The organism is Hydrogenophaga sp. IBVHS1, from assembly GCF_002127265.1.
Lineage (GTDB): Bacteria > Pseudomonadota > Gammaproteobacteria > Burkholderiales > Burkholderiaceae_C > Hydrogenophaga.
The window spans coordinates 1,650,837-1,670,665 of the sequence record NZ_NFUU01000001.1 but is presented as its reverse complement, the minus strand read 5'-3'; the positions used below and the strand labels follow the sequence as shown (position 1 = coordinate 1,670,665).

The window sequence follows — 19,829 nt, the reverse complement described above, 5'->3', positions numbered from 1 at the left end:
GTTCAGAGGGGCTCGACGCGCGAGAGGTCGGGCCGTTCGAGCCACTGTGCGAATTCGTCGGCCAGTTGCTGGCTGGCCGACACGCCCGCGCGCCAGACCTTCACGCGCGCGGGCAGGTCCTGTCCGTAGCGCGTGAAGTCGCTGCGATCGGGCAGCCGGCCATGGGGCAGCGTGGCCACCCAGGCCGGGTCGGGCGCCATCACCAGCATGTGGTCGAGCGCCGGGCTGGACAGGTGGCGGCCCTTCCAGCCCTTGTCGAGCCAGCCGGGCACCACCGCTTTCTGGAAATGGGGATAGAGCACGATGGGCGCCGATGCCGGTGGCTGGTAGCGCAGGTGCAGGTGGTAATCGGTGATGCCGCCGTCCCAGTAGGTGCCGGGCGGCGCGCCGGCGATGCCATGCACCGGCCGCAGCACGAACGGAATGGAGCAGCTCGCCTGCAGGGCATCCATGAAGTTGTCTTCCCGCATTGCCACCTGCCGGGTGCGGAAGTCTTCTGTGGAAAACGGGAGTGCGCTCGCCCCACCCGATTCGGGGAGCGATGAGGAAAACACCACACGCTCCAGCCAGTTCCCCAGCGCTTTTCGACTCACGGCATTGGCCGCGTAGGCGGTGAGGTACCCCAGCGGCGTGCGCAGTCGGCCGTCGCGCCCGAGCAGATGGCGGCCGCGCGAGGTGACGATGTGCAGGCGAAAGCGCGACTGCCCCAGCACTTCGCCAACCCGACCGCCGTAGAAGCTCTTGAGGTTGTCCGCAAAACGCTCGCTCACCTGCACGGCTGTGGGCCGCTTCTGGCCTGGGGGCAGCTCGTAGTGCTGGTGGATGTAATCGGTCTCCAGGCGCTGAAAGGCTGCCACGGGATCGTTCAGGCATGCCGTGGCCATGCGCCAGGCGCCGATGGACGCGCCCACCAGGTGCACCGGCTGTTGACTGCCGGAGAGCCAGGGACCGAACAGAAAGCGGTCCAGCGGCCCGAGGATCAGGCCCTTGGGTCCGCCGGCGGCGGCGGGGATGATGCCCACGTCCTGTGGACGAAGGCCATGGTTCTGGAGGTGCTGCAGGGCCCTGGGGCCGGCGTAGAGGCGAAGCGCTGGAGGCATAGGCCGCGATTGTCTCGCAGCCGCTGGCGCTTGCCCGGCAAACTCAGTGGTGCACGTGGGACTCTGATTCCTCGGCGTGCCGGGAAAGCGACGGAATCTCTTCGGCCACCACGGTGTCGGGGTCGATGCCCAGCACCAGCCCGACCGGATCGGGGTAGGTGTTGATCAGCAGTTCGCTGCGCATGGCCTGCTCTTCGGCGCGGGCGCGCCAGGAGCCGATGTGGATCACGCCGGCGATCGGCTCGTACACGTCGTTGTCAAACGGAGCGGTCTGGTGCTCGATGGCGTTGATCATGCGTTTAGGGAAATGCCATTCGCGCGCCAGTGCGGCGCCCACCTCGGCGTAGCTGTAGCCGAAGATGCCGCGCTCGGCTTTGGAGCGCTTGAGGTCAAGCATGGGCACGCTGCGGTCCAGGTCCAGCATGGCTTCGGGCATGCCCACGTGCATCACCAGCTCACCAATGCCATGAATGAGACCGGCGGTGAACGCGGTGTTCTCGTCGATCTTGATCGGCAGCGCGATGTATCGCGAGAGGTTGGCGGTGTTGAGGCTGTAGCGCCAGAACTGGTTCAGGTTGACGCTGCCCACCTTGTGAAAGCCTTCACCGAGCGAAGCGGCGATCACCAGCGCCCGCACCTTGATCATGCCCAGCACGTTCATGGCTTCGCGGGCATTGGAGACCTGCCGCGAGAGGCCGAAGAAGGCGGAGTTGGCGGTCTTCAGCAGCTTGGCCGTGAGCACCGGGTCGTCTTCGATGTAGGACGCCACCAGCATGGCGTCGACCTCTTCCTGGTCGAAGGTTTCGATCAGCTTGCGCACCACCTTGGGGGCGGAAGGCAGTGCGTCCGGTTGCTTGAGCAGCTTTTCGAGTTGCATGATCTGAGCCCTTCGACGGTTTGGGTTTGTTGTTGGGTAGCTGATGGTTTCTTCGTCAGGTCGGCGGCAGTCTTGAGAACTTTCAGTCGATAAAGGCGCCCAGGGCCTGGCTGAACGACCATTCCGTGGGGTCCTTGCCGAGCACGCTGTCCACATCCAGCCCCAGGGTGAGGCCGACCATGTCGGGAAAGGTCGACACGAGGCCGCTTTCATCCAGCTGGATCTCTTCGGCGCGCGCTCGCCAGGACGCCAGGTGCAGCACCCCACCCAGCGGGTCGTAGGTTTCGCCGTCGAACGGCGCCACCTGGTTGGCCAGCGCCGAGACGATGTCGGGCGGAAACTGCCATTTCTCGGCCATGCCGGCGCCCACCTCGGCGTAGGTGTAGCCCAGCACCATGCGCTCGGCATCGGCACGGCGCAGGTCCAGCGGTGGCGTGCCCATGTCGATGGGGCCGATCACGTCTGGCATGGCGATGTGCATGATCAGATCGCCGATGGCGTGCACCAGGCCGGCGGTGAAGGCGTTGCCTTCGTTCTGCCGCAAGATGCCCGCCAGCGAGCGCGAAATGTCGGCCACGCGCAGGCTGTAGCGCCAGAACTGGCGCATGTCCACACCGGGCACATTCTTGAAACTCGAGCCCAGCGCCGCCGCCATCACCAGCGAGCGCACATGGGTCATGCCCAGCAAGGCCACGGCCTCGTCCGCGCTGCCGATCTGTCGGCTGGAGCGGAAGAAAGCGGAGTTGGAAAGGCGCAGCACGCGGGTGGTGAGCGCAGGGTCCTGGGAGATCAGCCCCGCCACGCGCCGGGGACTGGGATCTTCCTTGTTCATCTCGGCCAGAAGCTCCGAGACCGTGCGCGACATGGCCGGCAGGGCACGGGGGTAGTTCAAAAGGGCTTCGAGTTGCATGGGGCTGAAGTCCGATGGCTGGGTTGGGTTTGACTACCCAAGCTATCGACACCTGCCCCTCCGACTTGAGCCCCTTGAATGACTTTGAACTACCGGCTCAGCGCTTCCCTGTGCCCTGCAAACGGGCAAAGGCCGAGGCCATGGCCGAGGCGACCGGTGGGCTGCCTTTGGCTACCGGCTGGCCCCCGCGTGCACCCCGCACTGGCTCGAACCGGTTGTCGCGGGCGCCGTCTGAACTGCGAGCGGGCGCCTCGCCCAGCTTCATGGAAAGGCCGATGCGCTTGCGCGCCACGTCCACCTCCATCACCCTGACCTTCACGATGTCGCCGGTTTTTACAATTTCCCGGGCATCGTTCACGAATTTGTGCGCCAGCTGGCTCACATGCACCAGCCCGTCCTGGTGCACGCCCAGGTCGATGAAGGCGCCAAACTGGGCCACGTTGCTCACCGTACCTTCCAGAATCATCCCTTCGCGCAGGTCGCTGATGTCGTCCACGCCGTCGTTGAAGCGCGCCACCTGAAAATCGGGACGCGGATCGCGACCGGGCTTTTCCAGTTCGCCCAGGATGTCCTTGACCGTGATCACGCCGAAACGCTCGTTGGCGAACAGCTCGGGACGCAAGGTCTTGAGCATGTCGGCGCGGCCCATGAGATCGGCCACCGGCTTGCCGGTCTTTTCCATGATCTGCTCGACCACGCTGTAGGTCTCGGGGTGCACGCCGGTCATGTCCAGCGGGTTGTCGCCACCGCGAATGCGCAGGAAGCCCGCGCTCTGCTCGAAGGTTTTGGCGCCCAGGCCGGCCACTTCCATCAGCTGCTGGCGACTTTTGAAGGCGCCGTGCGTTTCACGCCAGCGCACCACAGCCTTGGCCACACTGCCGGAAAGCCCCGACACGCGCGAGAGCAGCGGCACGCTGGCGGTATTCAGGTCCACGCCCACGCCGTTCACGCAGTCTTCCACCACCGCTTCGAGCGTGCGGGCCAGTTCGCTCTGGTTCACGTCATGCTGGTATTGGCCCACACCGATGCTCTTCGGGTCGATCTTGACCAGCTCGGCCAGCGGGTCCTGCAGTCGGCGCGCGATGCTGGCCGCACCGCGCAGGCTCACGTCCACATCGGGCATTTCCTGGCTGGCGAATTCGCTGGCGGAGTAAACCGAAGCGCCCGCCTCGCTGACCACCACCTTTTGAACACCATTCAGGCCCGCTTTCTCCATCAGTTTGATCAGATCCGCCGCCAGCTTGTCCGTCTCGCGGCTCGCGGTTCCGTTGCCGATGGCGATCAGGTTCACGCCGTGCTTGTGCGCGAGAGCGCCCAGAATGTGCAGTGAACCTTCCCAATCCCGCCGGGGTTCATGCGGGTACACCGTGGCCGTGTCGACCAGCTTGCCGGTGGCGTCCACCACCGCCACCTTCACGCCGGTGCGGATGCCCGGGTCCAGGCCCATCACCACTTTCGGGCCGGCAGGCGCGGCCAGCAGCAGGTCGCGCAGATTGTCGGCAAACACCTTGATGGCCACCGCTTCAGCGCTCTCGCGCAATCGCGCAAACAGGTCGCGTTCGCTGGAGAGCGAGAGCTTCACGCGCCAGGTCCAGGCCACGCACTTTCGCAGCAGGTCGTCGGCCTTGCGGCCCTGGTGGCTCCAGCCCAGGTGCAGGGCAATGCGGCCCTCGGCGAGGCTGGGCACCACCACCGTTCGGGCTGATCCTGTCGAAGCCAGGGCGTCGGGCGGCTCGGGCAGCACCAGTTTCGCATCCAGAATCTCCAGCGCGCGGCCCCGGAACACAGCCAGCGCGCGGTGCGAAGGCACACGCGAGATCGGCTCGTCGTAGTCAAAGTAGTCGCGAAATTTGGCGATGTCGGGCGCGTTTTCATCCTTGCCGGCCACCAGCGTGCTTTTCAGCAGACCATCGGTCCACAGCCATTCGCGCAGGCCCTGCAACAGCGCGGCGTCTTCCGCCCAGCGTTCACTGAGAATGTCGCGCACACCGTCGAGCACCGCAGGCACGGTGGAGAAATCGGCACCGGGTTTGCCATCGTCCAGCACCTCGGGCGGTTTTACGAAGGCGGCTGCCTCCGTGGCGGGGTCCAGCGTGGGGTCGGTGAACAGCTTGTCGGCCAGCGGTTCGATGCCGAACTCACGCGCGATCTGCCCCTTGGTTCGGCGCTTCTGCTTGAACGGCAGGTACAGGTCTTCCAGCTCCTGCTTGGTGGGCGCAGCGGCAATGGCCAGGCGCAGCGCGTCGGTGAGCTTTCCCTGTTCGTCGATGGCCTTGAAAACCGCAGCGCGGCGGTCTTCCAGTTCACGCAGGTAGTCCAGCCGGGTGGAGAGCTCGCGCAACTGAATGTCGTCCAGCCCACCGGTGGCTTCCTTGCGATAGCGCGCCACAAAGGGCACCGTGGCCCCACCGTCGAGCAATTCCACCGCCGCGCGGACCTGATGCTCCCCAACCCTGATTTCCGTGGCGATCTGCCGGATGATCTGCTGCATTCGAACCGATATGAAAACGCGAAGCGCGGAAGTTTGCCACACGCCCTTCCCCGACCCTTTTCAGCTTCTGCTGGCGCGTACCCGAAGCGAACTGCTCACACCAGCGAGCAGCGCACACCCCGCCGCCAGCCACAGCGCAATCGTTTCGCCCCGCCCGTCGTGCTGGTTCCACACCGCGTAGATCGCCGCCAGCATCACCGCGCCCAGCGTCTGCCCGGTGAGCCGGGCCGTGCCCAGCATGCCGCTGGCCGCGCCGCTGCGGTGCAAAGGCGCGGTGGTGACGATGGTGTGGTTGTTGGGCGACTGGAACAGTGCGAAGCCAGCGCCGCACAGGGCCATGCGCCAGACCATGTCTGCGCTGGCCGGTTGCGCCGGCATCAGGGCCAGCAGCGCCAGCCCTGTGGCGAATACCGCCATGCCGACGCCACCCAGCCAGCCCGCCGGGTAGCGGCCGATGAGTCGGCCGGCCACGGGTGCCACCACGGCGGTGGCCAGGGGCCATGCCGTGAGAAGCAGGCCGGCTTGCACGTGGCTGCGCCCATGCACCTCCAGCAACAGGAATGGCAAGGCCAGAAAGGCCAGCATCTGCGCACAGAAGGCGCCCAGCGATGCCCCCATCGACAGGGCAAACACGGGCATGCGAAACAGGTCCACCGGAAACAGCGGCGCCGCCTGGTGCAATTGCCGGCGCAGGTAGAAAACGCCCACCAGCACGCCCGCCAGCAGCAGAGCCCAGCCAGTGGGCGAAGCGCCGTTGCTCGATGCACCCCGCACGCCGAGCTGCTCAACCGCGAGAAACACCAGCGTGAACATGAGGATGTTGAGCAGCACGTCGAGCACCGAAAGGCGCGGTGGCATGGCCGCGTGCAGCGGGTTGGCCGGCAGAGCCCGCCGGCCCAGCCAGATGGTGAGCAGGCCCAATGGCAGATTGAGCGCAAAGAGCCAGGGCCACGACGCCACGGAAAGAATGGCGGCCGCCACCGAGGGCCCCGCCATGGCCGAGGTGGCCACCACCATGGAGTTCAGCGCCATGCCACGGCCGAGCCGCACGCTGGGGTAGACCAGCCGCACCAGCGCGGTGTTGACGCTCAGCACACCAGCCGCACCCAGGCCCTGAAGCCCGCGCGCTGTGGCCAGCATGGGCAAGGTGGTGGCCAGTGCTGCGGCCAGCGAGGCCAGCACAAACAGTGCCATGCCCACCAGGTAGACACGCCGGTAGCCCAGCCGGTCTCCGAGCGAGGCCAGTGGCAGCAGCATGACCAGCATGGCGATCTGGTAGGCGTTGACGACCCAGATTGCCTGCGAGGCGGGTGCGTTCATCTCGCGCGCAATGCCGGGCAACGCCAGGTTGACGATGCTGCCGTCCAGCACCGACATCGATATGCCCAGCATGATCACCACCACCGCGCGCCAGCGCTGGGCGGGCGGCAAACCGTCGGCAACCGCTGGGTTCAACCGCGAACTCCGCGTGCGTTCCCTGCTGCAACGGCCCCACCGAGCGTGAGCCAGGTCAGCGCCACGCCGATCAGGGCACCGATGGCCATGCCCACCACCATGGGCAGGGGCTGCCCGTTGGCGAACAGGCTGACCAGTGCCATGGCGAGCGCGCCGCCCAGCATCTGCAGGGTTCCCATCAGCGCCGATGCCGTACCGGCAATCGCGCCATGCTGCTCCAGCGCCAGCACCGAGGTGGTCGGGATCACCAGACCCATGAAGCCGCTGGCCACGAAGTACAGCGCGATCAGCACCCACAAACTGTCACCACCCGCCAGGTAGTAGATCAACAGCAGGGTCATGGTGACGCCCGAGGCGGTGGCCGCACCCTTCACCAGGTTCACCAGCCCGAAGCGCCGGCCCAGCAGCGCGGTGCATTGCGCGGCGCCGAAGAAAGCCGCCGCGTTGACGCCGAAAGCCAGGCTGTACTGCGTGGGGGTGAGGCCGTAGTGGTCGATCATCACGAAGGGCGAGCCGGCCAGGTAGACAAAGAAGCCGGCCAGTGCGGTGCTGGCGATGCCCACCAGGCCCAGGTAGTGCCGATCACGCAGCAGCACGCCGTACGAGCGCAAGGCACTGCCCAGGCTGCTTTCCAGCCGGTCGGCCTGGGTGCGCGTTTCCGTGAGGGCGCCATACACCAGCGCGAGACCCGCCACCGAAGCCAGCGCCACGGCCCAGAACACACCACGCCAGCCCGTGAGGGCGATCACGCCGCTGCCCACCAGCGGCGCGAGTATGGGAGAGACGCTGAACACCAGCATCAGCAGCGACATGATGCGCGCGGCCTCGTTGCCGGTGTGCAGATCGCGCACCACCGCGCGCGGAATCGCCATGCCGGCGGCCGCACCCAGACCCTGCAGGAAGCGCAGCGCTACCAGCGTCTGCACGTCGCTGGTGAGCGCGCAGCCCACGCTGGCCAGCGCAAACAGCCCCAGGCCGAAGTACAGCGGGGGCTTGCGCCCCACCATGTCGGAGACCGGCCCATAGAACAACTGGCCGACGCCGAGCGAAATGAAGAAAGCGGTGAGGGTCCATTGCACCTGGCCCACCGGCGCGCCCAGGCTGCTGCCGATGGCGGGCAGCGCGGGCAGGTACATGTCGATGGCGAAGGGACCGATGGCCGAAAGCAGGCCGAGGATCAGGGCGATCCGAAAGAAACCAGAAGAACGCATGGGGACGATTGTCGCCGTGGCACGCATTCCTTGCTGATGTGGGGCTGGCGCGCGGCTTGCGTCACAATTTCGCGATTCAACAACCACAGAGGGGCTCCACCATGGCCGTGGAAGGCAGCGCGGGCGACTTGCTCAAGGTCGTGACATTGCTGGGTGCGGCCGTGGTGGCGGTGCCGCTGTTCAAACGCCTCGGCCTGGGTTCCGTGCTTGGGTACCTGGCCGCCGGGCTGGCCATCGGGCCGTTCGGCATGGCGCTCATCAGCGACCCCGCCACCATCCTGCACACGGCCGAACTCGGTGTGGTGATGTACCTCTTCGTCATCGGGTTGGAGATGCAGCCTTCTCACCTGTGGAGCTTGCGCCGCGCCATCTTCGGGCTGGGCAGCCTGCAGGTGGTGGTGTGCGGCTTGCTGCTCACCGGGGTGGGGCTGGCCTTTGGTTTTTCGCTGCCGGTTTCGTTCGTGAGCGCCATGGGCTTCGTGCTTACCTCCACGGCGGTGGTGATGCAGCTGCTCGGCGAGCGCGGCGACATCGCACAGCCGCGCGGGCAGAAGATTGTTGCCATCCTGCTGTTCGAAGACCTGCTGATCGTGCCCTTGCTGGCCGTGGTGACCTTCATGGCGCCCGACCTCGGCCAGCAAGCCGCCACCGAGTCGTCGCGTCTGGCCACCATCGGCCTGGCGCTGGGCTCACTGGTGGCGCTGGTGGCGGCCGGCGTGTGGCTGCTCAACCCCCTCTTCCGCATTCTGGCCAACGCCAAGGCGCGCGAGGTCATGACGGCCGCCGCGCTGCTGGTGGTGCTGGGTGCCGCGCTGTTGATGCAGGTCGGCGGGCTGTCGATGGCGATGGGTGCTTTCCTGGCCGGCGTGCTGCTCTCCGAATCCACTTTCCGCCACCAGCTTGAAGCCGACATCGAACCCTTCCGGGGCCTGCTGCTGGGCTTGTTCTTCCTGAGCGTGGGCATGTCGCTCGACCTGGCCGCCGTCGCCTCCAACTGGCCCATCATCGTGGCCGGCGTGATCGCGATGATGATCGTCAAGGGACTGTGCATCTACGGCGTGGCGCGCTTCGCAAAAAGCTCGCACGCCGATGCGCTGGACCGCGCGGTGCTCATGGCACAAGGCGGTGAATTCGCCTTCGTGCTGTTCGCCGCCGCACTCGGTGCGCGCGTGATCGATCCGGTGGTCAACGCCAACATGACGGCCATCGTGGTGCTGTCGATGGCGCTTACGCCACTGGTGGTGCTGGTGCACAAGCGCCTCACCGCGAAGGACAGCGGCGTTTCGCTGGACGGCGTGGAGAAGGTCGACGGCCAGGTGGCCAGCGTGCTGGTGATCGGCTTTGGCCGGTTCGGGCAGATCGCCAGCCAGGGCGTGATCGCGCGCGGCGCCAGCATCACCATCATCGACAACAACGTGCAGATGATTCGCGACGCCGAGGCCTACGGCTTCAAGGTGTACTACGGCGACGGCTGCCGTGCCGACGTGCTGCACGCGGCCGGCGCCCATGCGGCCCAGGCCATTCTGGTGTGCCTGGACAACAAGGAAGCCGCCACCCGCATCGCGCACCTGGCCAAGACCGAATTCCCCCATGCCGAGCTGCTGATCCGCGCCTTCGACCGCGAACACGTGCTGGAACTGCGCAAGGCCGATGCGGGCTTCCTCGTGCGCGAGACCTTCGAATCGGCCATGTCCATGGGCCGCCAGGCCGTGCTCACGCTGGGCGCGGCCGAGGAAGAAGCCGACGCAGTGATGGAGCACCTGCGCCGGCGCGATGCCGAGCGCATGGACCTGGAGGCTGCCGGCGGGATGTTTGCCGGCCGCGCGCTGGTGCTGGGCAACCGGGTGAAGAAGGACCCGGGATCAGAAGAAGCGCAGCCGGCCACCTAGGCCCGCTCAGGGGCAGACCGCTTCGACGTTGTTGCCGTCGGGGTCGATCAGGAACGCCGCGTAGTAGGTCGGGCTGTAGTCGGGCCGTGGGCCTGGCCCACCGTTGTCGGTCGCCCCCGCCTTGAGCCCCGCTCGGTAAAACGCATCCACCTGCGCGTGGGTTTCAGCACGGAATGCAATGTGCACGCCCGGCCCTTTGGCGTTCGGCGTGGCATACAGCCAGAGCGCGGGCGCGTCCCTGGGGCCAAGGCCCGCATAGGTGTCGTCGTGTGAACCCAGCACGTGGCCGAGGGGAGCGAGCGCAGCTTCATAAAAACGGAGGCTGGCAGCGAGGTCGTGGACTTTCAATCCGAGGTGGTCGTACATGGCGATGGTTTCCTGCTGGATGGGTGGATCAAGCGGTCATCGTCGATCAAGGCGGCCAGGCGGTCTTGGAGAATCTTGCGGTCTTTCCTGCGGCCATGGCGGGCCGACTGGCGAAACGTGCCGGGCGACATGCCGGCCGCGCGGTGGAAGCTGCGCACGAAATTGCTGAGATCGCCGTAGCCCACCTCCAGCGCCACGTCGGTCACCGCCTGCTCGCTTTCGACCAGCAGCCGCGCCGAGTGGCGCAACCTTGAGCGCACCAGGTATTGATGCGGCGTGACGCCCAGCACGCGCGAGAAAACCCGCAGGAAATGGAACGGGCTCAAGGCCACTTCATCTGCCACACGGTCGAGGTCGATGTCCTCCTGCGAATGTGCGGCGATCCACATCGCGGCTTCCACCGCGCGCCTGCGGTCGCGGTCGCTGGCCGTCTGCGGCGCAAGCTTGCAACCCGTCGCTACATCGATGAAGCGCGAGGCAAACTCAAGACCCACCTCGTCCAGCCCGGCATCGCTGTGCCCGCCGGCCACCGCCTGCGCCAGTTCACCGAGCACCATCAGCTCCGGCAGCGGTGGCAGGCCGCGCGCGCGCCAATGGTGCCGGTCGCCACCCACCAGCTCCACAAAACGCGGCGAGAAATGGAACGACAGGCACTCGTCACCACAAACGTGATGGTCGTGCGTGCACATGAATTCGTCACCTGGATGACCCACCAGCACCGAACCGGCCACCAGTTCGTACGACTCGCCCCGCGTGCGGTAGCCGAAGCTGCCCTTGCGCACATAGGACACCGAGTAGCCCTGGTGCACCTCGGTGAACGGCCGCTCTGCGGGACTGGCGCTGCACCGGAAATCCATCACGCGAATGGGACCAGCCTTCAGCTCCCGGGCGCTGATCATGATGGCACCTCATCGAAAAGGCCAGGTGCATCGCCGAAGCGGGCGCGCTCGATCTGCAGCATGCGCAACTTGGTGGCCACTCCGCCACCGGCCGAGAAGCCGCCCGAGCGCGCGCCAGCGGCGAGCACGCGATGGCAAGGCACGATGGGCGCAAAGGGGTTGTGACCCAGCGCCTGCCCCACGGCACGGGCCAGGCCGGGATCGCCGAGCGCCCTGGCCACGTCGCCGTAGGTCAGCGTCTGGCCGGGCGGAATGCCGCGAGCCATGGCGTACACATCGCGCTGGAACGGCGTGAGGCGGTCCATGTTGAGCGCGATCTCGCGCAGGTCGCGGGTCTCGCCGCCGAGCAGTGCCCGGATGCCCTCGATGGCGGCTTGTACCTCGGCGGGTGGCACCGGCTCTTCCGGCGATTCAGGCAAACCTTTGAGCAGACGCATGCGGGTGCGTGCCGCATCGGATTCGGGCAACTGCACCGCCACGATGCCGCCAGGGCCCCACGCAATGCCGCACACACCGATGGCGGTGTCGAACAGCGCGTGACCGCCCTCGCCCATGCCTACACGGCGCGCAGCGCCGCCCGCAAACCGACGCCAATCTCGGGCCGCTCATGAAACGGATCGGCCGGGTTGGTCTGGTTCACGATGCCTTCCATGCGCGCTCGCACATTGCCCAGCGCACGCGGGTGGCTGAAGATGTAGAAGCGGTCCGCGCTGATGGCATCGAACACCAGTTGCGCCACTTCAGCCGCCGTCACCTTGCCCGAGCTCACGGCCTTGTCGCTCATGGCCTGCCCGATCATCTGGCTCTGCGTGGCTTGCTCGCTGGCCAGATCGGCCGGCTTGTTGCGGTGGCTCTGGCTGATGCCGGTGGGCACGAAATACGGGCAGAGCACGCTGGCACTCAGCTGGTCACTCACCAGCTTCAGGTCCTGGTAGAGCGTTTCAGTGAGGCTCACTACGGCGTGCTTGCTCACGTTGTAGATGCCCATGTTGGGCGGCGTGAGGAGCCCGGCCATGCTGGCGGTGTTGACGATGTGGCCGCGCCAGGAGGGATCGGCCTTGGCGGCGGCCAGCATCATGGGTGTGAAGAGGCGCACGCCATGCACCACGCCCCACAGGTTCACGCCCAGCACCCACTCCCAGTCCTTCACCGAGTTCTCCCAGATGAGACCACCCGAGCCGACACCCGCGTTGTTGAAGACGAAGTGCGGCGCGCCGAAAGTCTTCTGCACGTCGGCAGCCAGGGCTTCCATCTGCGCCTGGTCCGACACGTCCACCTTGCGCGAGAGCACGCGCACACCGGTGGCCTCGATCTCGGCGGTGGCCTTGTCCAGCGCGTCCTGCTGCACGTCCACCAGCACGAGGTTCATGCCCAGCTTCGCGCCGATGCGTGCGCACTCCAGGCCGAAGCCCGATCCCGCGCCCGTGAGCACGGCCGTCTTGCCCTTGAAATCCTGAATCATCCGTGTCTCCTGTTGTGTTTTGAAAGCGAAGTCATGCGGCTCGACGCATTTCTATGTGGTCGATGCCGTCTTCAAGGTAGATGTCGCTCGCAGGCTCGAAGCCGTGCTGGCGGTAGAAGGCCTGCAGCCGAGCCTGTGCGCCGATGCGGATGGGCTGCACGCCCCACAGGCCATGCGTGGCCCGAACTGCTTCACGCATCAGCACGTGGCCCAGACCCGTGCCGCGCGCCGCCTGCGCGCTGATCACACGGCCAATGCTGACTTCGGCGAACTTGAGTCCAGCGGGTACCAGGCGCGCATAGGCCAGCAGCGACCCGTCAGCGGCCTCACCCAGCAGGTGAAGGCAGGCCGGGTCGGCTCCGTCCATGTCCTGAAAAGCGCAGTTCTGCTCCATCACGAACACCTCGGTTCGCAGTTGCAGCAGGCAGTAGAGCGTGCGGGCATGGAGGGCATCGAAAGGCAGGCAACGCCAGCTGATGGTGTCGATCGATCTCAAGCGCGCACTTCCCTCAGCACGAAACCGATGCGCGGAAAATGCACATGGAGACGGCCTGCGCGTTCGTCGGTGCGCTCCAGCGTGTAGCGGGTGCGCGTGGCCGCGCGCAGGATGCCCTCGGTGGGTTCCTGGCCAAAGGTTTCGGCGTTCACCGTGACGCGGCTGCCCAGCTCGATGCCGTGCTCGTCCTGGAACACATCGTCCTGCAAAGGCTCGGGCTCCGCCGCCGCCGCGATGGCAATGGCCTCCGTGGCACTGAGCTTGCTCATCTGCCCATGGCCGATTTGCGCCATGCGGTCCAGCCAGTCGATCACGTGCGGCGTGGCGTCCAGAATGCCGGCCATGGTGGGGTTGACCACGCGGCTGAACCAGAGCGGGTGGTAGGCCGCAAAGTCGGCCACGCAAGGTGCATCACCCAGCAGGAAGGGCTGTGTTTCCACCATGGTCGAGAGGCGGCGCAGGTAGCTGCGGTAGGCGGCCGTGGCGTCGCCTGGGCGCAGGCTCGTCATACCGCCGCGCATGGCGCCACGGTCGGCGGCGAAGGCCTGGGCCGCTTCGGGCGGCTGACCCGCGAACAGCGCGGCCGCGCCCTTGGGGCTGAGGTTGTAGGCCATGGCGGCCCAGAACAGCGTGCTGTCGGCCCACTGCGCCAGCACGCGCGCCACACCCTTCTGGTGCTCGGGGTACAGGGTTGGCTCGGACTGGCGGTGTTCCAGCACATCGGCAATCAGCGCGGTGTCGCAATAGATGTCGGCACCTACCTGCAGGAACGGCGTGCGGCGGTAGCCACCGGTGAGCGCGATCACATCCGGCTTGGGCAGGATGCGCGGTATGTTCACACCCTTCCAGGCCAGTCCCTTGTGGCCCAGCATGAGGCGGACCTTCTCGGAAAACGGGGAGGAGGCGTAGTGGTGGAGGATGAGGTCGGACATGGCTTCTTTCGGAGATGGGTTCAGCGCGGCATGGCCCGCGCGATGATGGCGTCGAAGCCGGTGCCAGCGCCCAGCGAGCCAAAGCTGTGGCCCCACTGACCGTCGAGCCTTGAATCACAGAACGCGCCGAACACCTCGGGTGGCGCGGTCTGCGCCAGCAAAGCGGCCTGTACCGCCAGCGCCACGTCCTGCGCCAGGCGGCGGGCCTCCATTTCGGTGGCCATCTCCGCCACGCGGATGGGCAGTCGGTCGGCCAGATGGTCCAGCGCCCGGTGCATGCCGCGCGCGGGCGCGAGTTCGCTGGCCAGCGCCTCGGCCGCGTCGGCCTTGCGCAGGGCTCGCAGCAGGTCAAGCGCCATGATGTTGCCCGCGCCTTCCCAGATGGAGTTGAGTGGCATCTCGCGGTAGATGCGTGCCATGGTGCCTTCCCCGCCCTCTTCCACATAGCCGTTGCCGCCCAGGCATTCCATGGCTTCCTGCGCAAAGTGGCTGCCGCGCTTGCAGATCCAGAACTTGGCCACCGGCGTGAGCAGGCGGTTCATCACCTGCTCGTGCGGGTCACCGAGTCGGTCGAAACTGCGCGCCAGCCGCAGCGCCAGCGCGGTGGCGGCTTCAGATTCCAGCGAAAGATCGGCCAGCACGTTCTTCATCAACGGCTGGTCGATCAGCAATTTGCCAAAGGCTTTGCGCTGGGTGGTGTGGTTGAGTGCAATGGACAAGGCCTGGCGCATCAGGCCACTGGTACCGAGCGCACAGTCGAGCCGTGTCATGGTGCCCATGGCCAGGATCTGTGGCACGCCGCGCCCTTCTTCGCCCACCAGCCAGGCGCTGGCGCCGACGAACTCCACCTCGGAACTGGCGTTGGCCTTGTTGCCCAGCTTGTCCTTGAGGCGCTGGATGAACAGCTGGTTCATCGAGCCATCGGGCAGCACGCGCGGCAGGAAAAGGCACGAGAGCCCGCTCGTCGTTTGCGCCAGGATCAGGAACGCATCGCACATGGGAGCCGAAAAAAACCACTTGTGGCCGGTCACCGTGAATCGCTGGCCCCACTCGTCGCTGCCCGCAGGTTCGGCGCGCGTGGTGTTGGCGCGCACGTCCGAACCGCCCTGCTTTTCCGTCATGCCCATGCCCATGGTCAGGCCGGGTTTGTCGCGCCAGAGCTTGAGCGCCGGATCGTAGACCCGGCTGGTGAGGCCGGGCGACCAGTCCTTGTAGATGGCCGGGTTGTCCTTGAGCGCGGGTGCCACGGCGTAGCTCATGGAGATGGGGCAGAGGACGGAAGGCTCCAGCTCGGTGAAAAGCATGAAGCCGGCAGCGCGAAGCTGATGGGCATTTTCGCCGCCCTCGCCCCAAGGCGCGCCATGCAAACCAGCACCCACGGCCTCGGTCATCAGCGCGTGGTAACTCGGGTGGAACTCCACCGAGTCAATGCGATGCCCGAAACGGCTGTGCGTCTTCAGTTGCGGCGTGTGCACGTTGGCCAGCCGCGCATGGGTCTGCATGTCGCCGCTGCCCACCACCTGGCCCAGCGCCTGCAACGGCTCGGTGTCCAGCGCAGGCGCGTTGAACTTCAGCGCCGCCTGCATCGGCCGGTTGACGGCGAAAAGATTCACATCCACCAGCGGCGCGGGCTGGTTGAAGACCTCGTGCGTGGTGGCGGCCACGTGGCGCCCCTTTAAATCAGTTTGACCAGTTGCTTGCCGAAGTTCTTGCCTTTGAGCAAACCCAGGAAAGCCTCGGGCGCTGATGCCAGGCCTTGCGCCACCGTCTCACGCGGACGAAGCTTGCCGGTGCCTACCAGGGTACCCAGCTCGGTAAGCGCCTCGGGCCAAACCTCCATGTGCTCGCTGACGATGAAGCCTTCAACCTTGAGGCGGTTCACCAGGATCAGTGCCGGGTTGGCGAGTGGCATGGGCTGGCCGTCGTAGCCGGCGATCATTCCGCAGACTGCGATGCGGCCGAACGCGTTCATGCGCAGCAGCACGGCGTCGAGCACCATGCCGCCGACGTTTTCAAAGTAGCCGTCAATGCCCTTGGGACACACGTCCTTGAGCGCCTTGGCCAGCGAGTAGGCGTCCTTGTGCACCTTGTAGTCGATGCAGGCGTCAAAGCCGAGTTCTTCGACCGCGTACTTGCATTTGTCTGGGCCGCCGGCAATGCCCACAGCGCGGCAACCGCGCGCCTTCGCCAGCGCACCAAAGGCGCTGCCCACGGCCCCCGTGGCAGCACTCACCACCACCGTGTCACCCGGTTTGGGGTTGATGATCTTCACCAAGCCGTACCAGGCGGTCACGCCCGGCATGCCGACCGCGCCCAGGTAGTGCGAGAGCGGCACGTGCGTGGTGTCCACCTTGCGCAGCGCGCCCGGCTGGTTCGCATCCACCACGCTGTATTCCTGCCACCCGCCCATGCCGACCACCTTGTCGCCGGGCTGGAACTTGGGGTGCTTCGATTCGGCCACCTCGCCCACGGTGCCGCCGATCATGACTTCTCCCAGTGGCTGCGAGGCGGCGTAGCTCTTGCTGTCGTTCATGCGGCCCCGCATGTAGGGGTCCAGGCTCAAGTAATGGTGGCGCACCAGCACCTGGCCGTCGCTGAGCGCAGGCGTTTGCGTGGTGACGAGCTTGAAGTTGGCGGCGGTGGCCTCGGCCTGGGGACGGTTGTCGAGCAGAATTTGCTGGTTGGCGGGCATGGGGTGTCTCCTAGTCGGTGGATATGCGGTTGAGAGGCTGGGTGCTGCCCGGCCCCGTGGGCAGGCGCGGTACCAGCTTGAAGGTGCCGGTGGCGTGGGCACAGTGTTTTCCGGCGGTGTCGAAAATGCTGCCCTCGGTGAAGACCATCGTGGCGGTGCGGTGCAGGATGCGGCCGGTGGCGTGCAACGGGCCCTTGGCGGCGCGCATGAAGCTGGTTTTCATCTCGATGGTGACGCAGCCCAAATCGGGCTGAACCGACCGGGCGGCGTGCGCCATGACCACATCGAGCAGGGTCATGCTGGCGCCGCCGTGCACCACGTCAAACGAATTCAGGTGCTCTGGTGCGGGGTCGAAGCTCAGCTCGGCCTCGCCGCCTTCGAACTTGTGCAGCTGGAAGCCGAGGTGATCGACAAAGGGAATGCGGACAGAAAATTCCATGCGGTGTTCAACCACCCGTGATGACGCTCACGCCACCATCCACCGCCAGCCACTGGCCAGTGATGTGTTTGCCGGCGTCGGATGCGTAGAGCACGGTGAGGCCTTTCAAGTCTTCGTCGTCGCCGAGTCGGCGCAGCGGTGCGTGAGCAGCGAGTTTTTCTTCGCCCATGGCCTTGAGGGTGCCGGCGGTCATCTTGCTCGGGAAGAACCCCGGGCAGATGGCGTTGACGGTGATGCCGTACTTGCCCCACTCGGCGGCCAGGGCCCGGGTGAAGTTGATCACGGCGCCCTTGGAGGTGTTGTAAGCGATGGTGTTCATGCCCGAAGGATTGCCACCCAGGCCGGCAATGGAGGCCGTGTTGATGATGCGGCCGTGTTTGCGCGCAATCATGCTGCGCCGCGCCACCACCTGGCTCAGCACGAAGTAGCTGCGCACGTTGAGGTTCATGACCTTGTCCCAGGCTTCCACCGGGTGGTCTTCGGCCGGCGCGCCCCAGGCCGCGCCCGCGTTGTTCACCAGGATGTCGATGTCGCCCAGGCGCTGCAGGCTTTCATCGGCCAGCTTGTGGATGTCTTCTTCCTTCGAGCAGTCGGCGGCGAACCAGCGCGCATCGATGCCGGCGGCCTGCAGCTCGGCGGTGGCGCTCTCAAGGTCTTCGGCCTTGCGCGAGCTCACCAGCACGCGCGCGCCGGCCTCGCCCAGCGCATGTGCCATCTGCAGGCCCAGCCCGCGCGAGCCGCCGGTGATCAAGGCGGTCTTGCCCTTGAGATCGAAGAGTTGGGTAATGGTGCGGGTCATGTTGTCGTCCTCTTGGTGTGGGAAAGAATCGCTCGGGGCATTGTGGGCGAATCAGGCGGGGGTGTCTGTCACCGGCGCGGCCTGCAGGGCCTGCAGCTTGCGCCAGAGGTGCGCTCTCAAACGGGCGTCTTCGGTCAGACCCATCCCCTGCCTCAACGCGGCCGACGCTTCGGGCCAGCGGCGAGCCTGCTCCAGCAGATGGGCGCGCGCCACCCACCAGGGCGCGTGGTTGCGCACCTCGGTCTCGGGCAGCGCATCCAGCACCTCCAGCCCCGCCACGGCACCTTGTGCCGTGCCCAGAGCCACCGCATGACCGATGCGTGCGCCCAGGGTGGGTGCGATCTGCAGCAGGCCTTCGTAAAGCTGGGCAATGCCACCCCAAGGCACCCGCCCGGTGATGGCGCGTTGAGCGTGTGCCGACTGGATCGCCGCCTCCAGCTGGTACGGCCCGATCTGTCCGAGTTTCGCCGCCTCGCGCAGCAGCCCGTTGGCGCGGGCGATCTGCGCATGGTCCCAGCGCGCGGTGTCCTGTTCATGCAAGGGCACAAAACACTCGCTGCCCTCGGGCGTGGTCACAAACCGCGCATCGCGGCGCGACTCGCAGAACAACATCAACGCCCACAACCCAAGCGCCTCCGCGTCTGCTGGCAGCAGCGCCACGCACAGCTCGGCAAGGTAGAGCGCTTCGGTCGCGAGTTCGGCGCTAAAGGCCGCTTCACCGCCCGCTGCACCAAGTCGCTCCCAGGCCAGACCGTAAGCGGCATACACCGCCTCCAGCAGCGCGTGAGTTCGCTCGGGCAAGTCGGCCGGATCAGGTTCTTCGAAGCGGATGCCGGCCCGCGCAATCTTCTGCTTGGCGCGCACCAGCCGTTGCGCCATGGCCGTGGGCGACACCAGAAATGCCGCGGCAATGCGCTGGGCATCCAGCCCGAGCACCGTCTGCAGCATGAGGGGCGTGCGCACTGCGCGGTCGATCGCCGGGTGGGCGCAGACCAGCATGAGGCGCAGGCGGTTGTCGGGAATCGGGTTCGCCACCAGAAACGGCTCGGGCGCCGCGTCGTCTTCGCGGGGCAGGAGCGCGCGCACCGCCGGGTCTTCGGCGAGCCGCTGCACCACACCCTGGTGCCGTGCCGATTGCAACAATTCCCGCCGCGCCACGGTGAGCAACCACGCTTCGGGCTGCCTTGGAACGCCATCGTGAGGCCAGCGCTCCAGCGCTTTCAGCAGGGCGTCGCCGAGCGCGTCTTCGGCAGCGGCCAGGTCGTTCCAGCGCCAGGCGAGATAGGCCACGAGGCGGCCGTAAGCTTCTCGCGCAGTGCGGGCAGCCACCTCGGCCGTGGCCGGCATCATGCGTGCGGCGCCTCCATGGGCGGCAGCACCGGCCGCACCTCCACGCTCCCGGTGCTGGCGCAAGGTGCCCGTGCTGCCCATTCCAGCGCCTGGTCGAGCGAGGGCACGTCGATCACGAAATAGCCACCGAGGTGTTCTTTCGTGTCCGGGTAGGGTCCGTCCTGCACCTGACGCTGGCCGTCGCGCACGCGCACCTGGGTGGCGGTGTGCGGAGGCTGAAGACCGTTGCCCCCCTTGCTGATGCCGGACTGCTGCAGCGCGGCGATGTAGGCGCCCCAGGCGCCCCAGTAGGCGTCGTCGTGGCGGCGGTCGAAATCGGACTGGGGTTCCTTGAAAACGATCATGTATTCCATTTGAAGCTCCATAGGGTGCCGCGCAATGGTGCGGCACGGTGGGTGGCAGCGCAACCCTGCGCCACCTGCTCCATGGATGCGCCGACTCCGCCCGGATCGACATCCGAC

General features: G+C 66.6%; 19 protein-coding genes. 1 reads left to right on the top strand and 18 read right to left on the bottom strand.

Going from position 1 to position 19,829, the window contains the following annotated elements:
* Positions 1-2 precede the first annotated feature (2 nt).
* From CAP37_RS07975 to CAP37_RS07950, 6 genes are all read right to left on the bottom strand, one after another.
* Positions 3-1,100 carry a patatin-like phospholipase family protein gene (locus CAP37_RS07975; protein ID WP_086123686.1) on the bottom strand — a complete coding sequence of 366 codons (1,098 nt, stop codon included), beginning with the start codon at positions 1,098-1,100 and terminating at the stop codon, positions 3-5.
* A 43-nt stretch (positions 1,101-1,143) separates the two neighbouring features.
* On the bottom strand, positions 1,144-1,977 hold the full coding sequence (locus tag CAP37_RS07970) for an HDOD domain-containing protein (protein WP_086123685.1): 834 nt from the start codon (positions 1,975-1,977) through the stop codon (positions 1,144-1,146).
* An 82-nt stretch (positions 1,978-2,059) separates the two neighbouring features.
* Positions 2,060-2,887, bottom strand: coding sequence for an HDOD domain-containing protein (locus CAP37_RS07965; protein ID WP_086123684.1), 828 nt, complete (start codon positions 2,885-2,887; stop codon positions 2,060-2,062).
* A gap of 97 nt (positions 2,888-2,984) precedes the next feature.
* Positions 2,985-5,378 carry a Tex family protein gene (locus tag CAP37_RS07960; protein ID WP_086123683.1) on the bottom strand — a complete coding sequence of 798 codons (2,394 nt, stop codon included), beginning with the start codon at positions 5,376-5,378 and terminating at the stop codon, positions 2,985-2,987.
* Between the two features lie 60 nt (positions 5,379-5,438).
* Positions 5,439-6,833: an MFS transporter gene (locus CAP37_RS07955; RefSeq protein WP_256926911.1), complete on the bottom strand. Its 1,395-nt coding sequence runs from the start codon at positions 6,831-6,833 to the stop codon at positions 5,439-5,441.
* Positions 6,830-8,044, bottom strand: coding sequence for a multidrug effflux MFS transporter (locus tag CAP37_RS07950; RefSeq protein ID WP_086123682.1), 1,215 nt, complete (start codon positions 8,042-8,044; stop codon positions 6,830-6,832). Before CAP37_RS07950 ends, CAP37_RS07955 begins: the two co-directional genes overlap by 4 nt.
* Positions 8,045-8,145: 101 nt before the next feature.
* On the opposite strand from CAP37_RS07950, the gene CAP37_RS07945 reads away from it, so the two are divergent.
* Complete coding sequence (locus tag CAP37_RS07945; protein ID WP_086123681.1) at positions 8,146-9,933, top strand: monovalent cation:proton antiporter-2 (CPA2) family protein; 1,788 nt, start codon at positions 8,146-8,148, stop codon at positions 9,931-9,933.
* Between the two features lie 6 nt (positions 9,934-9,939).
* Here CAP37_RS07945 and CAP37_RS07940 read toward each other — a convergent pair whose 3' ends face one another.
* Genes CAP37_RS07940 through CAP37_RS07885 form a run of 12 tightly spaced genes read right to left on the bottom strand, consistent with a single transcriptional unit; the run spans position 9,940 to position 19,721 of the window.
* Entirely contained in the window at positions 9,940-10,299 is a 360-nt protein-coding gene (locus CAP37_RS07940) for a VOC family protein (protein ID WP_086123680.1), read from the bottom strand.
* Positions 10,278-11,198, bottom strand: a complete 921-nt coding sequence (locus CAP37_RS07935) for an AraC family transcriptional regulator (RefSeq protein WP_086123679.1) — start codon at positions 11,196-11,198, stop codon at positions 10,278-10,280. The genes CAP37_RS07940 and CAP37_RS07935 overlap by 22 nt, the downstream gene beginning before the upstream one ends.
* Positions 11,195-11,752, bottom strand: coding sequence for a methylated-DNA--[protein]-cysteine S-methyltransferase (locus tag CAP37_RS07930; protein ID WP_086123678.1), 558 nt, complete (start codon positions 11,750-11,752; stop codon positions 11,195-11,197). Before CAP37_RS07930 ends, CAP37_RS07935 begins: the two co-directional genes overlap by 4 nt.
* 2 nt (positions 11,753-11,754) lie before the next feature.
* Entirely contained in the window at positions 11,755-12,660 is a 906-nt protein-coding gene (locus tag CAP37_RS07925; protein ID WP_086123677.1) for an SDR family oxidoreductase, read from the bottom strand.
* Positions 12,661-12,691: 31 nt separating this feature from the next.
* Positions 12,692-13,156 (bottom strand): GNAT family N-acetyltransferase, encoded by a 465-nt coding sequence (locus CAP37_RS07920; RefSeq protein ID WP_306297827.1) that lies wholly within the window; start codon positions 13,154-13,156, stop codon positions 12,692-12,694.
* Entirely contained in the window at positions 13,153-14,088 is a 936-nt protein-coding gene (locus CAP37_RS07915; RefSeq protein ID WP_086123676.1) for a glutathione S-transferase family protein, read from the bottom strand. Before CAP37_RS07915 ends, CAP37_RS07920 begins: the two co-directional genes overlap by 4 nt.
* Before the next feature lie 20 nt (positions 14,089-14,108).
* Positions 14,109-15,752: an isovaleryl-CoA dehydrogenase gene (locus CAP37_RS07910; protein ID WP_086123675.1), complete on the bottom strand. Its 1,644-nt coding sequence runs from the start codon at positions 15,750-15,752 to the stop codon at positions 14,109-14,111.
* Positions 15,753-15,763: 11 nt separating this feature from the next.
* Positions 15,764-16,780: an NADP-dependent oxidoreductase gene (locus CAP37_RS07905; RefSeq protein WP_086123674.1), complete on the bottom strand. Its 1,017-nt coding sequence runs from the start codon at positions 16,778-16,780 to the stop codon at positions 15,764-15,766.
* Between the two features lie 10 nt (positions 16,781-16,790).
* A complete protein-coding gene (locus CAP37_RS07900; RefSeq protein WP_086123673.1) occupies positions 16,791-17,219 on the bottom strand; it encodes a PaaI family thioesterase in 429 nt (142 codons plus the stop codon).
* Positions 17,220-17,226: 7 nt separating this feature from the next.
* On the bottom strand, positions 17,227-18,018 hold the full coding sequence (locus CAP37_RS07895; RefSeq protein WP_086123672.1) for an SDR family oxidoreductase: 792 nt from the start codon (positions 18,016-18,018) through the stop codon (positions 17,227-17,229).
* A gap of 51 nt (positions 18,019-18,069) precedes the next feature.
* Positions 18,070-19,368 carry an RNA polymerase sigma factor gene (locus tag CAP37_RS07890; protein ID WP_086123671.1) on the bottom strand — a complete coding sequence of 433 codons (1,299 nt, stop codon included), beginning with the start codon at positions 19,366-19,368 and terminating at the stop codon, positions 18,070-18,072.
* Positions 19,365-19,721, bottom strand: coding sequence for a YciI family protein (locus CAP37_RS07885; RefSeq protein ID WP_086123670.1), 357 nt, complete (start codon positions 19,719-19,721; stop codon positions 19,365-19,367). The genes CAP37_RS07890 and CAP37_RS07885 overlap by 4 nt, the downstream gene beginning before the upstream one ends.
* Positions 19,722-19,829: the final 108 nt, after the last annotated feature.

Coding starts and splice junctions, on each gene's coding strand:
- CAP37_RS07975 (WP_086123686.1), bottom strand. CDS start 1,100: ATGCCTCCAGCGCTTCGCCTCTACGCCGGCCCCAGGGCCCTGCAGCAC.
- CAP37_RS07970 (WP_086123685.1), bottom strand. CDS start 1,977: ATGCAACTCGAAAAGCTGCTCAAGCAACCGGACGCACTGCCTTCCGCC.
- CAP37_RS07965 (WP_086123684.1), bottom strand. CDS start 2,887: ATGCAACTCGAAGCCCTTTTGAACTACCCCCGTGCCCTGCCGGCCATG.
- CAP37_RS07960 (WP_086123683.1), bottom strand. CDS start 5,378: ATGCAGCAGATCATCCGGCAGATCGCCACGGAAATCAGGGTTGGGGAG.
- CAP37_RS07950 (WP_086123682.1), bottom strand. CDS start 8,044: ATGCGTTCTTCTGGTTTCTTTCGGATCGCCCTGATCCTCGGCCTGCTT.
- CAP37_RS07945 (WP_086123681.1), top strand. CDS start 8,146: ATGGCCGTGGAAGGCAGCGCGGGCGACTTGCTCAAGGTCGTGACATTG.
- CAP37_RS07940 (WP_086123680.1), bottom strand. CDS start 10,299: ATGTACGACCACCTCGGATTGAAAGTCCACGACCTCGCTGCCAGCCTC.
- CAP37_RS07935 (WP_086123679.1), bottom strand. CDS start 11,198: ATGATCAGCGCCCGGGAGCTGAAGGCTGGTCCCATTCGCGTGATGGAT.
- CAP37_RS07930 (WP_086123678.1), bottom strand. CDS start 11,752: ATGGGCGAGGGCGGTCACGCGCTGTTCGACACCGCCATCGGTGTGTGC.
- CAP37_RS07925 (WP_086123677.1), bottom strand. CDS start 12,660: ATGATTCAGGATTTCAAGGGCAAGACGGCCGTGCTCACGGGCGCGGGA.
- CAP37_RS07915 (WP_086123676.1), bottom strand. CDS start 14,088: ATGTCCGACCTCATCCTCCACCACTACGCCTCCTCCCCGTTTTCCGAG.
- CAP37_RS07905 (WP_086123674.1), bottom strand. CDS start 16,780: ATGCCCGCCAACCAGCAAATTCTGCTCGACAACCGTCCCCAGGCCGAG.
- CAP37_RS07900 (WP_086123673.1), bottom strand. CDS start 17,219: ATGGAATTTTCTGTCCGCATTCCCTTTGTCGATCACCTCGGCTTCCAG.
- CAP37_RS07895 (WP_086123672.1), bottom strand. CDS start 18,018: ATGACCCGCACCATTACCCAACTCTTCGATCTCAAGGGCAAGACCGCC.
- CAP37_RS07890 (WP_086123671.1), bottom strand. CDS start 19,368: ATGATGCCGGCCACGGCCGAGGTGGCTGCCCGCACTGCGCGAGAAGCT.
- CAP37_RS07885 (WP_086123670.1), bottom strand. CDS start 19,721: ATGGAATACATGATCGTTTTCAAGGAACCCCAGTCCGATTTCGACCGC.